This is a genomic window from Legionella sp. (genome assembly GCF_965140895.1).
Taxonomy (GTDB): domain Bacteria; phylum Pseudomonadota; class Gammaproteobacteria; order Legionellales; family Legionellaceae; genus Legionella.
Genome location: NZ_CBCSKT010000027.1, coordinates 1 through 12,080 on the forward strand (window position 1 = coordinate 1; position 12,080 = coordinate 12,080).

Here is a 12,080-nt window from a genome sequence, read left to right on the forward strand (position 1 = left end):
TCGTGTTAACATCTTTTCCTCCAATTAAGAACATTATATCTCTTAACTGGGTTGGTCGCTTCTATTAGACCATGTCATCTCGTTACCTGAGTTCTAATTGCTGGTTCAGTCACAAGACAGTTATCAAAATGGATAATTGCTCTAACCTCATTGCCGTTCTCAACAGCTTGCACTAATTGAGAAAAATTAATGATATTCGTGCCTGCTGCGTTAGCTTGATTTAAAGAAAGTAATAATAACGCGCCAACAATTGATCGCCAGATTTTCATTTATGTCCTCCATGAACCATTTATTCTATGACGCTCATCGCTTATAGTGAGCAATTGTTATTCCACACATCAAGGCAACAATCAATCACATTGCCTTTTAATAAATCATTAAATGTATTTAGTGTATAATCTGTTTGTTAAATTTTCCACTTTTTATTGAGGTTGAATCAATTCAAAATTAAGACCGGACCCATCTTTTTGGGGAAAGTTAATTATAAAGATAAGCATTCTTGATATGTTGCTGTTTGTTGCTAGACTTTATTTTTAGGTTCTTTCTTTATCTATAGTGTTCTTAATTACAAAGGATTGGTTATGGTTACTCCAGTAAAAAATAGTTTTTTATCTTTATTCGTTTTATGTTTATTCAGTTTTAGTACGATACTTTTTGCAGAAACATCTCCCCAAATAGATACTATTCTTACTGATCATGCTTCCGGTAATCACCCACTACCTACGGAAGTCTTTACTAAGGATACCCAAGTTCTTTATGTTTTTTGGAAATCAACCCAGTTGAAAGAAGGACAAAAAATAAAATCAGTTTGGATAGCAGAGGATACCAATCATGTTGCACCACCTAATTATAAAATTGATGAGGTAGAGTTAACGCTTCAGCCTAGGACGAAAGCTAATCTAATTGCGCTATTACCGGGTAATCAATGGAGTGGTAAATTTAAAATTACTAAACCCAATAATGGCTGGCCAGTTGGTAAATATCATATGGATATTTATGTAGATGATAATTTAGTTAAATCTATAAAATTTAATGTTGCACAGGCTACTCAAGTGAGCGCCGAAAATAAAAAATCGGCGAATGGTTGGGGCGTTATCGCTGTTGACTCTGCAAGCAGGGATACAGACTGTGCTTATGGTATCGGTGGTGGTTCCTCTCGTGAAGAGGCAGAAAAAAATGCTCAAAATTTCTGTATTGAAGCAGGTGGTCAACAATGCGGTGTGGTGGTGGCTTATCAACAGTGTGGTGCCTTTGCTCTTTCTAAAGATCATGACGGAGCGGGAACGGGGGGTAGCAAAGAAATTGCAGAAGATATGGCTATAAGTCAATGTAAAGACCCAGATTGTCAGATCATTGCTTCTGATTGTAATTAATCAAAAATCTTCGTTGTGCCGCGGTATATCTGCGGCAACATTATTTGCCTTTTTTCAATTGGTTAACAAATGCATGTAAAGCGTTGCCAAGATCAGTAAATAGGGGGGCTTTCCTATTCTCAAGCACAATATTGCCCAGCAATTTAAATCCTATTGCTAAACACGTCGCATCATTTTCGTTAAGATCTACTCTTTGCTTTGCTCTTTCTACGATTGTAAATAAATCATCATGGCTTCGCGCAGTAAAGGCTAATTCATTTGATGTTTCGTCACCTAATGGTTTAACGCAAATAGCATATTCATGTGATTTCATTTCAAAACTCCTTATAAACGCTCGATATCAATAGCTGCTTGGTCAATGAGCTTTGCTATGTCATACGCCATGTCTTCGGTGTGGTTGGTAGATTCTAATTTCAAAACAATAGCTGTTTTCAAGTTATGCATCGCCCTTATAATTTGCGGCGGTCTTTGCGCCTTAACGAATTCTCTTTTGAGTTGTAGCTTATAAAAAATCCGTTCTATTATGGGGTGGTTCTCATCAAGAATGATGGTTCCACTCTCGGTAATAGCGTATTTTTTACGGCTGCCTTCATGTTCAGCAACAGAAATATGTTGTGACTCTTGCAGGAGCATTAATACGGGATAAATGACACCCGAACTTGGTATGTACTTACCTCCGGCTAAGCCCTCAATTTCTCGAATTAAATCGTAACCAGATTTTGCGTCTTTTGATAATAAGTGCAGGATGAGTAGTTTTAGATGCCCTGACTCAAAAAAACGGCTTCTTTTGTTCGTATGAGGCCTTTCAAAGTCTGGAAAATCTGCTGTTTCATCATCGAGATTCCTATTGTGGGGTCTATTTTTGTGTCTCATGTTGTCCTCTTAATAAAACATATTTAGTTGCTTTAAGATATATCTAAATATGTTTTTTGTCAAACTAGGGTCGGCTTTTTAGTTGTTGCCTTCCGATGTTTACAATTTAAATAAGGTATCAAGAGGGTTGTTCAATATTGATGGGGAAATGGGCTGGCATCAGAAGTAAAAGAGCAAATTTTGCAGTTACTTCCGGAATTACAAGATGCCATTCAAAGCGCAACTACTCAGAAATTTATACCTTCTCCAGCAAATGATTTTTGTAAATTGAATTATGTTCCTTCTGAAGTAAATGCCGAATTAATCGAGCATCTTAATCAGTATGTTTTTCTAGGGATGCGGTAGAGAGAGCCTTCCAGATGTCGGCAGGACTTGCATAAATTAAGCTTTATTAATTAATATGGGCTTAAAATTTTTTTACGAATAGGGTTGAGAACGCAGGATGCTATACATCAAGCTTTTAAGCTCCATGCGAGGATGGTTATTTTTATTACTCATCTTCTGGGTAAACATGGCAATGGCGAATCAACCCCCATCCATCGGAAATTTTTCCTTACCTTCCTCACAACAACCAGCTCCATTTTTTTCATTTGGTCAAAATATTATTGATAAAAATCAATTGATTGTTTCTTACACTCCTAATTACTTATACAGTAAAACGCCGAGTATTCTCGAAGCAACGCCATCTATTCTCTATGGAGTAACTGACTCAGCCTCTATATTATTGACTCTTCCTGTTGCTTTAAAATATACAACGGGCACGAAAACCCTGTCAGGGATGGGCGATTTGGTTCTCGATTTAGAATATGCCTTTTACAGTAATGAAAATTCACACTATTCCGATCAGGCTACGATTATTTTTTCGCCTACATTTCCTACTAGTAATTTAGATGAAATTTCTAAGAAATTTGATCCAACTAGCCGTACATCCGGATTTGCTAGAGCAAATGCGCCGTCTAATTTTAATGCACTGACCTATTTCATTGGCTCAACTTATACTCGTACCTTGGTTGACTGGTATGGCTTTATTGCTCCAGGAGTTCTATTCATCGATAGACAGGATTCCATTCAGCAAGGAACGCAATACTATTACAATTTAGGGGTAGGGCGTACTATTAAATCGGTGGAAAAAAAATACATATTCTTAGGTTTAGTAGAATTAAATGGTCAATACAGCGATAGAACTAAATTAGGCTCAGATATTGTGCCTAATACAGGGGGAAATATTATTTATGCCACGCCATCGCTTTGGCTTTCTACCTCTAAAATGACGATCCAAGTGGGTATTTCCTTACCGATTAGGCAACATTGGTATGGTAATCAAAGTAAAATTTCCTATTATTCAGGTGCTATTGTTACTTGGACTATTGGTTAAAAATAAGTTGGGGCTTGGGCGGTTGTGCCGCAGACAAGTCACTGTACGTCGGATTTTTTGTTAAGGCTATAGAATAACTCAACAACTATTTCACTCTTGTGTCTTATGTTTGAATGACTGAGTCCATTGATCAAGCTCCTCACTTCTTTTTGCCAAATACGCTATTTTTTCTTGGCACTGTAACACCAGATCAATATTGTTTTTCATTAATTTTTTGGTTTCTTCCAATGATTCCGTTATTTCACTTACCTGGAATATGCCAGGAAAATGGGGTGTTTCCAGACTTTGTTGCTAAACCAAAACATTTCATCCTTGCTCTCCCAAAAAATAAAATTGCGCAAATCTGCGCATTTTCAGAATAGCTATTTGAGGCTAGTAATAGCAAGATCATTTTGCAGCTATTCCTTTATATGTAGCCTAAAAAATAATTTTTTTGTTCTAAGCTTTTTTCTGTGCGATGTGGCAGATAAAATTAACCTCTTTTTAACTCACCTTATGCAGAGGCTCTCAGTAACTGTAGCTCATTGAACATGATTTGATTAGCCTTCAGTAATAGTTTTTGTTTGATAGCAAAGTGATTCAAAGAGGTTTTTACTTTCAGCAATTCAAGTTTGCAGTATGCAATGATTGATGCAAACAAATGATTGCGTTGAGTTCTGATGGTCTTGGTTGACGATTTAGATAAGCTTGCATTTTGCTCTCTTCAATTCACCACCGTTTTTGGTAGAATTCGTAAATGCGGCCAGCGTCAATGGTTAAATCATTCGTGACGAGATAAAGCGTCCCGGTCGAGCCGTCTTCCATGACGAGCAGTAGCGGAAAATTAAACTTATTGCTAAATTTACATTAAAATCGGAGTTATGCATGTTAATCCAACCAGAGCAACAGATACCAGAAAAAGACCAGCTTAATCTTGCAAAAAAAAGGAACTATGTATTCAAGAAATTAAGAGCTCTTACCCAACAAGAACAAGCTGACGCCAGAATTAATGAGCGTCTTTTAGAGTTAATTAAACATGCAGAAACATTAGAACCTTCTTTGATACTGAATAAGCACCTAGAGTGGACGTACTCTATGTTAATAGGCCAGCTCCCTATTGAGGATTATTTAAAAAAAGCACAAGAGGCCCAGGAAAAACCGTTTCTTGGTTGGAAAATATTCGGTGGCTTAATGTTGGCTGCGGGATTGACTTATATTGCCTTAGGAATCGCCGGCCTTGGATACGGTTTGGTAACTCTTAATGGTTTATTCATTTTAGGAGGACTTTATGTTCTTGTTGAATCGGTAAACTTTTTTGGGCTGTTTAATGAGATGCCTTGTGCTAAAAGTCCGGATAAAGCAATGATGCAATTTTACGAACTGAAAAAAAATCCATATGATGATAACCCTGTGGAATATGCTGCTGCCGAAGATACTGACACCGAAGATGAGGCGGATGATGAATTAGAAGAGTCTGCGGAAAAACAAAGCAATTTGTCTGCATCGATTTAATGAATAAATTTTAAGAAAAATATCGTCTTATAAAACACGGCATTTATAAGTAGGATGCTGGGCTTTTCAGCTCAGCCTACAGGTCCTACATTCCGTGGTTTCAGCCGGAACTCGCGTGTGCTGCATAAAACACAACAAGAATAAAAACTGTGTTACTACCGTCTGGAGTGTGCTTAAGGTAAAACAATAAGTGATAGCAAAAAAGGTAAGACCTGCTCTTTCAAAACCTAACATCGTCAGGGGTTCTAGAAACCGATAAGTTGGAGCGCAGAGACTATCAGGACTCATGTGCTGATAAGGCACTGAAACAAGAAGCCGTATACAGGTCTGGGTCCGTCATACATGACGGTGCCATTTGAAAAATGGCCAATATCATTGAAAAACCACTCAATTATTTGAAAATGATTACTTAAAGAAGTAGTGACAGCTCTATCGCTTTGAGTATAATGAGTCCCCAATTTTAAATTAATAAGGATGTTATGAGTCTTACAGCCCCAAATAAAAAACTGACGCTATCTGTAATGTTTGCTTTAAGTTGTTATGCAGCAACTTCCGCTTCTAGTAGCTCCCTAGATAAAGACATGAAAGCCCCTTCCTTCGGCGGCGGTATAACAGGTCTTCTTTTACAGCCCGGCGCAAACAATCTTCAATATGCTGTCTATACAACTCCATTGCCATTACCGGCACCTAACTGGTATCCCAAAACAGTGAAGCCAGGATATCGCGCCTCGTTTGATCTAGAACTAAATTATCACTTTGCTAATCGTGTTGATCAAATCGTATTAGACTGGCTGCATTTTAATAGCAACAGCAATGCCAATTTTGCCGCAACGATTCCCAATACCTCCGTTGGCCCAACCTATTATTTTGGCCCAGCTGAACAGTTCTTATTAAATACATCCGCAGGAAGTTCGGTTAAATTCGTTGTTGATGATGTGGGTCTAGTTGCTAAACATCTCATCGTTGTTAGCAAACCCATTCAGGTAGAGCCATTCTTGGGAGTTGATTTTGTTTCCTTAAAAGAAAACATCACGAATAATTATTTAGGAACAGATCCTGTATACGGCCCCTACACTCATAGCACCTATATTGAGTCCCATTATACCGGATTTGGTCCTCGCGTTGGACTTGATGCTCGTTATTTTGCATCGACTCACTATGGAATCAATACAACAGTAGCTGCTAGTGTCTTGGTAGGTGGTTTAAATTCTAGCACTGACTTTAGATCATGGACTGGATATAGTGGTAGCTTGGAGCACAATAATGTTCCAGCGTATACCACACTATCAAAGCAGAACCAAACGGCGATTGTGCCCAAGTTGGATGCTAAAATAGGGCTGTTCTATACTGTGCCATTAAGCTCTGGAGCCAATATCTCGGCACAAGCAGGTTATATGTTTACTACCTATATTAATGCCATTAACCAAGTACTACCAAGCACTTTAGTTCCTGGTTCATGGGAGGCAGGTTCTGTCGCGATTATAAATCAAGCACAACAACAAAGTAATCTATCTTTAAACGGACCTTATCTTAGTTTAGTTTGGAAATAGATTTTAACATTAAGCCCTGACTTTGCGCACTTTATTATGTGTTTTGAGTCAGGGCTTAATTTTATGATGTAAACCCCGTATGAAATTGTCTTAGCACTCAAACATGATGGTGCCTCTTGACCGATCCAGCACTTGATTATTAACTGGTTACTCAGCTAAAGTTCTAACCCATTGTGCAAAAGATTCGTTTTCAAATTCGTAAGTATCTCGGGGAAATTTAAAAACTACATTGTTAAGCTTAGTCATCGCACGCTGAACATATGTAACTTCTAAAGATTCCACCCCTATTTGCGTACAGGCTGTCAATGGCGTTTGCTTCGAAGTGATTATGGGCATTGGCGTCAAATCCACAAGCGTTATAAGATATGGGCTGATCGCGGTATTTGGTGCAATTTAATGTCTTTTGTTAGTGACATTGATGACTAGGCCGTTATGATTGATGCCACTATAGTTCGCGCTCATGCATGTGCATCGGGCTATATGAAGGAAGGGAACGAAGCTCAGGCATTGGGGCGGAGTAAAGGAGGTTTTACTACTAAAATTCACGCTTTGGTAGATGCGCTGGGCAATCCAATTAAGTTTATTTTGACTGGAGGACATCGCAATGATATTACTCAAGCAGCGGAACTATTGAAAGAGCAGCATGACACTGATAAGGGATATGATTCACAGGCTCTTATTGACATTGAGGTGACACAGTTAGATGAACACTCTCGTCAAGTAAAAAGTTACAACCTAGTTAAGCTACTTTTCTCAACACCATTTCCATCTGCGCCTCATATTGATTTGGAGAAACATACCCCAAAAGCGCACTCGGCTTGTCAAAAAAATAGGATTCATTCATGGAGGAGTCCTTGCTATGCTCGGGAGGACGCAGGGAGTTAAATTGTTATAACTCCCTCACAGAAGGAACGAATAAATTTTTTAACTTAATGGCAGAGCCATCCAGACTATGCCAACTTATATTCGAGACGCTCAACTTTTTCTTTTGCCTCAGTTATTTTTTTGGCAGCGTGCTTCATTATTTTTTGATTCTCAGGAGAAAGCAAAATTGATTCTTTCTCAATACTCGTTAATGGCTTTTGGCGAAATGGATAATTTTCATGAACACCAAACCCCACTAATGCCATAATGCGCTTTTTAGGATCAATAACAGCCCATTCAAGTACATAAGTTGTCCCTCCTGATTTAGCATGTCCGTGAAATACAGAACCCTTGGCTTTTCCTGTATTATTGCGAAAGTCAGGTAGCTGTTCTTTTGATGTGGGTCCATAGGTTTGCAATGCATTTTTAAGCGCATTGACGTTAGCAATAAGGACACCATCCCCCTTATTAATCTCTTTAAGATGAGAACAGTTTAAAACCGTCCAGTAATGATCATTGCTCATAGCGCGTAATTGTTCTTTTGGCAAAGGTCCACCGGCATTGACTATTGGAGATATAGTTTTTCTTTTAAAAAAATTAGCTGACATTGTTATATCCATCTACAAAGTTAAAAAAATGGCTGTTAGTGTGTCGGCCATCGACTCAAGAAAATGAGACAATGCAAGCCCAACGTTGGAATTTAAAATGATAACTTATTGCACTCATGCTGTCTATAAAAAGGGCACCGTCAAGTTAACTTTTGCGCTAGACTATATTTTATTTAGAGGCAGAGGGCGATGTTGGCAAAGAAACCCAAAAGATACCATCAGCAAACAATATATTTATGATGGCAGTAAAGACAATCTCTCTGGTTTTGATGTACAACGTGATGCAGAAAATAACCTTTGTTATTTAACCAATGATTTAATCACTGTGACCGATGCGCGAACAGATCAGGTTGCTCAATTCGAGTGTTCAAAACCTGATAATGAGCACAATAATGTATTTTGGTCTGGTAATAGCGATGAGGTGAATGGTGGTTATTCACCCAACAACGATGCGATGTATGCCGCTCATATTATCAATGAAATGTACCAAACTTGGTATCAAATACCCGCTCTTACTAAAGACGGAAAACCTATGCGTTTAAATATGGTCACACATGACCCTGAGGAAGGTGAAAATGCGTCCTGGGACGATATTGAAAAGAAAATGCATTTTGGTGATGGCGGTGATGAATTTTACCCTCTTACATCCGTAGGTGTTGCTGCACATGAAATTAGTCATGGTTTTACGTCTCAACATTCAAATTTGATTTATGATGGCGAATCTGGCGGTATGAACGAAGCATTTTCCGATATGGCAGATCAAGCAGCGCTATTTTATTCTATGGGTAAAGCTGATTATATGATTGGTTCAGAACTTGCTAAGCAAGATAATTTTGCACTACGCTATATGGATGAGCCAAGCAAAGATTGCCCCTTTATCAAAGAAGAGATTGGCCAATGTTCTATTGATACGGCCAAAGAATACAATCCCGATTTGGACGTGCATTTTAGTAGTGGGGTATATAATCACGCATTCTATTTGCTATCTACTTCGGAAGGCTGGAATGTAAAAAAAGCCTTTGATCTAATGGTGCAAGCTAACAGGTTTTACTGGACCGCAAACAGTACATTTCTTGAAGGCGCTTGTGGCGTTTTAAAAGCAGCAAAAGATTATAAGTACGATATAAAAACTGTAGTGAACGTATTTAAAAATGTGGGTATAGATACGGATCTCTGTTAATTATAAAATCCAGGTGATTGAAATGCCCCCGTAAATGGTGAAGAGCCAATAAATGGCCTGGATAGTTCTTCAGCGCAATCATTAGTTGCAATAAGAAACAGACCTTTGGTTTCTTGCGCCTGAGTTTTCAAACTTAAAGACGTAGCTAACAGTCCTGTAATATAAAATCGGGAAACATAAGCTGAATTACATACTCAGTGAGCGATGGCATGAATTATCGCGCTCTACTCCAAGGGAATTTTGCTCTTGTAAATCTATGCTTCTCATTTCAGTTAAGCTTATTTTCTGAGCTTTTTGTATTAGCAGTTTTAATTGTGATTCATCACCGTCTTTAAGTGCATTAAACAATTCTGTTTCCAGCTTCGGATTACTATGGAACTCTTTTGAATATTTTTGTAGCTTATCAAATAGTTTTACATCAATCTTTCCCTCAAACAATTCACCGTTGCCATTCGAAGCGTAATAACTACCATCATCCTTACATGCAATAAACTTATGGCCTGCTTTCGCTTGCTGAGTAAAAAAGTTCTTTGCATCTTCTTCGCTATTAAAAGAAAAAACAGCTCCTGTTGGAGAAGCCGCTTTCGCCAACCATTCCTCTTTTTCTTTTTTTGTAATTTTTCCTTCTTTATGTAACCTGGCGATATACTTTTCATAATCCTCTAAAAATACTTTTTTTGCTTTTTCCTCTTCATTTTCTTTATCAATCGTTGCTTTGTATTGGTTTACCATAGGTTTCTCGCTTAGTTCGTTATTGAAGTGAACAGCAGTGACTTGTATTGTACAAAAAAAGTGTTTTAACATGACTGGCCTGGCAATACTTTACACAAAATTTGCACTCTCACCGTAGGATTGCATCACATTATAAAAATGAATCTATTGAGAAACACCCTATTTTTAGGATAGTTTATTGAAAAATAATTTTTGTAAATAACAACGAAAATGAGGCGTTGCAATAAGAGATTGTTCATATACGTTGCAAAAAATTGCCCCTTCAGCAAATGCCAATTGACGAGATATTTTCGATGCCTCCACTGTATACCTTTTAAAAGGCCCTCGGGCAAAGATTATACTTTCATTTAAGGGGCATTCCTTTTGCTTGATTATTATCTGTCATTTATTTCATCACAGAACTATTTTTGATTAAAACAACGCAGTGTTTATCGTTTAAAAGAAACTTTAAAAAGCCAGAATTTGAGATGGATAAGGTTTATTTATCGATACTTATTAAACTCGCGTATTTTTCTATCAGTGTTAAATTGGGAAAGAGAATATACAGCCCACAGGGCGGCTGGTATCCATCCTATAATCGTTATTTGTAATATTAGACAGATAATTCCTGCCAATGGTCGTCCGATAGTGAAAAACACCGTAAATGGTAAAAAAATAGCTAGAAGTAAACGCATTTTAAATTCAATAAGTTAAATTAATGTTATTGTATTAATTTAATATTTTATAATCAACAATAAAAGGAGCTTCTTGTACCATTTTTAATTTATTAAATTGCCCGATTTTAATCATGACTAACCCCATTTTTCTTCTGTTGGCGAAGCTTAACATAGAGAGGTGAGTGTATTTATTAATGTTATTATAGAAATAGGGCGGATTGGTTAAGTTTTTGTAAATACTTAGGTTATTTACCACTAGAGGTGTTAAAAAAACTAAATACTTTTGCATACGGCAATAAGATCGTTATATATTCCATATAAGTTTGATGTATGTCATACATTTGCTAAGTTGATTAAAGCTAGAGTTACTTTGTTGAAGGACGGTTGATGAAAGAAAGCACATTCTTTGGTTTATTTTTAGCGTGGCCTAGTACTCTAACTTCCTAACACATTACATACCGGTACTGTGTATGCGAATGCTGTAACTTGTTCAGGGCGTATTTAGTTCAGAGTATACAAATAAAGGATAAAAATAATGAAACGAATCTGTCATCATCTATTCACCATGGCATTAGTATTGCTCTGTTCACTGGTTTATGCCAAATCAGGATCCTTATTTAATATTAGCGAATCAGGAGCTTCGGTGTCTGCTGATGTGGTTTTGTGTTTAAACAGCAAAGGACCTTTGTCATGCCAAAATCATCACGCTTCTGCACGAAATCTGACTATTAAAACTACAACCAAACATCACTACCCTAATGCGGGGATCAAAGTGACAACTACTGGTTATCAAGCAACGGGATGTACGCATAATGTTAATGGGTATTGCTTGTTTGCAGTGAACGGGCAATCTTCGACTGTAATCCATTTAAAGGAAAATAACTCTACTCTAAATACGTTAGGCGGTGCCATTTCAGGTCTTGTAGGTTCTGTCACCTTAAAAAACAATGGCGGTGACACTCTGACACAAAACTCTGATGGGAGTTTTGCTTTTGCAACGGCAGTGGCTCAAGGGTCGCCTTATAATGTCACGGTCTCGTCACAACCATCCACCCAGACCTGTACGGTGAGTAATGGCACAGGCACTATGGGTAGTTCGGCTGTGACGAATGTTCAGGTAACTTGTTCTACCAACACGTACACGGTTGGCGGTACGATTACAGGGCTTTCAGGCTCTGTCACCTTACAAAACAATGGCGGTGACGCTTTGACGCAAAACTCTGATGGGAGTTTTACATTTACAACGGCAGTTGCTGAGGGTAGCACTTATAGTGTTACTATCTCGTCACAACCAGCCACCCAGACCTGTACGGTGAGCAATGGTACAGGCACTATGGGTAGTTCGGCTGTGACAAATGTTCAGGTGGACTGCACTACG

12 protein-coding genes and 3 pseudogenes are annotated in these 12,080 nt (G+C 38.0%); 8 read left to right on the plus strand and 7 right to left on the minus strand.

Annotated elements, in window-relative coordinates; translation table 11 throughout:
• Positions 1-74: 74 nt before the first annotated feature.
• Positions 75-269, minus strand: coding sequence for a hypothetical protein (locus tag ACQY7T_RS03165; RefSeq protein WP_428411267.1), 195 nt, complete (start codon positions 267-269; stop codon positions 75-77).
• Between the two features lie 312 nt (positions 270-581).
• Between ACQY7T_RS03165 and ACQY7T_RS03170 the strand changes: the two genes are divergently transcribed.
• Positions 582-1,373, plus strand: coding sequence for a DUF4189 domain-containing protein (locus ACQY7T_RS03170; protein ID WP_428411268.1), 792 nt, complete (start codon positions 582-584; stop codon positions 1,371-1,373).
• 40 nt (positions 1,374-1,413) lie between these two features.
• Here ACQY7T_RS03170 and ACQY7T_RS03175 read toward each other — a convergent pair whose 3' ends face one another.
• Together ACQY7T_RS03175 and ACQY7T_RS03180 are read right to left on the minus strand one after the other, a co-directional pair.
• A complete protein-coding gene (locus ACQY7T_RS03175; RefSeq protein WP_428411269.1) occupies positions 1,414-1,686 on the minus strand; it encodes a DUF3861 family protein in 273 nt (90 codons plus the stop codon).
• Positions 1,687-1,697: 11 nt separating this feature from the next.
• Positions 1,698-2,246, minus strand: a complete 549-nt coding sequence (locus ACQY7T_RS03180) for a PadR family transcriptional regulator (RefSeq protein ID WP_428411270.1) — start codon at positions 2,244-2,246, stop codon at positions 1,698-1,700.
• A gap of 180 nt (positions 2,247-2,426) precedes the next feature.
• Between ACQY7T_RS03180 and ACQY7T_RS03185 the strand changes: the two genes are divergently transcribed.
• Complete coding sequence (locus ACQY7T_RS03185) at positions 2,427-2,591, plus strand: hypothetical protein (RefSeq protein ID WP_428411271.1); 165 nt, start codon at positions 2,427-2,429, stop codon at positions 2,589-2,591.
• Positions 2,592-2,688: 97 nt separating this feature from the next.
• A complete protein-coding gene (locus tag ACQY7T_RS03190; RefSeq protein WP_428411272.1) occupies positions 2,689-3,621 on the plus strand; it encodes a hypothetical protein in 933 nt (310 codons plus the stop codon).
• 493 nt (positions 3,622-4,114) lie between these two features.
• Here the strand turns inward: ACQY7T_RS03190 and ACQY7T_RS03195 are convergent.
• A pseudogene (locus ACQY7T_RS03195) lies at positions 4,115-4,446 on the minus strand (IS701 family transposase); the annotation flags it as partial.
• Between the two features lie 39 nt (positions 4,447-4,485).
• Here ACQY7T_RS03195 and ACQY7T_RS03200 point away from each other — a divergent pair.
• The 3 genes and pseudogenes from ACQY7T_RS03200 to ACQY7T_RS03210 all read left to right on the plus strand — a co-directional run.
• The gene (locus ACQY7T_RS03200) at positions 4,486-5,112 is read left to right on the plus strand and encodes a hypothetical protein (protein ID WP_428411273.1); all 627 of its coding nucleotides are present in this window, start codon (positions 4,486-4,488) and stop codon (positions 5,110-5,112) included.
• A gap of 479 nt (positions 5,113-5,591) precedes the next feature.
• Positions 5,592-6,662, plus strand: coding sequence for an Lpg1974 family pore-forming outer membrane protein (locus tag ACQY7T_RS03205; RefSeq protein WP_428411274.1), 1,071 nt, complete (start codon positions 5,592-5,594; stop codon positions 6,660-6,662).
• A 288-nt stretch (positions 6,663-6,950) separates the two neighbouring features.
• Positions 6,951-7,346 (plus strand): annotated as a pseudogene (locus ACQY7T_RS03210) (IS5 family transposase); the annotation flags it as partial.
• A gap of 266 nt (positions 7,347-7,612) precedes the next feature.
• Here the strand turns inward: ACQY7T_RS03210 and ACQY7T_RS03215 are convergent.
• Positions 7,613-8,134, minus strand: a complete 522-nt coding sequence (locus tag ACQY7T_RS03215) for a hypothetical protein (RefSeq protein WP_428411275.1) — start codon at positions 8,132-8,134, stop codon at positions 7,613-7,615.
• A gap of 97 nt (positions 8,135-8,231) precedes the next feature.
• On the opposite strand from ACQY7T_RS03215, the gene ACQY7T_RS03220 reads away from it, so the two are divergent.
• Complete coding sequence (locus ACQY7T_RS03220) at positions 8,232-9,314, plus strand: M4 family metallopeptidase (RefSeq protein ID WP_428411276.1); 1,083 nt, start codon at positions 8,232-8,234, stop codon at positions 9,312-9,314.
• Positions 9,315-9,500: 186 nt separating this feature from the next.
• Here ACQY7T_RS03220 and ACQY7T_RS03225 read toward each other — a convergent pair whose 3' ends face one another.
• Both ACQY7T_RS03225 and ACQY7T_RS03230 read right to left on the minus strand, forming a co-directional pair.
• The gene (locus ACQY7T_RS03225) at positions 9,501-10,118 is read right to left on the minus strand and encodes a hypothetical protein (protein WP_428411277.1); all 618 of its coding nucleotides are present in this window, start codon (positions 10,116-10,118) and stop codon (positions 9,501-9,503) included.
• 410 nt (positions 10,119-10,528) lie between these two features.
• A complete protein-coding gene (locus ACQY7T_RS03230) occupies positions 10,529-10,720 on the minus strand; it encodes a YqaE/Pmp3 family membrane protein (RefSeq protein WP_428411278.1) in 192 nt (63 codons plus the stop codon).
• Positions 10,721-11,237: 517 nt separating this feature from the next.
• Between ACQY7T_RS03230 and ACQY7T_RS03235 the strand changes: the two are divergent.
• Positions 11,238-12,080, plus strand: a pseudogene (locus ACQY7T_RS03235) (hypothetical protein); the annotation flags it as partial.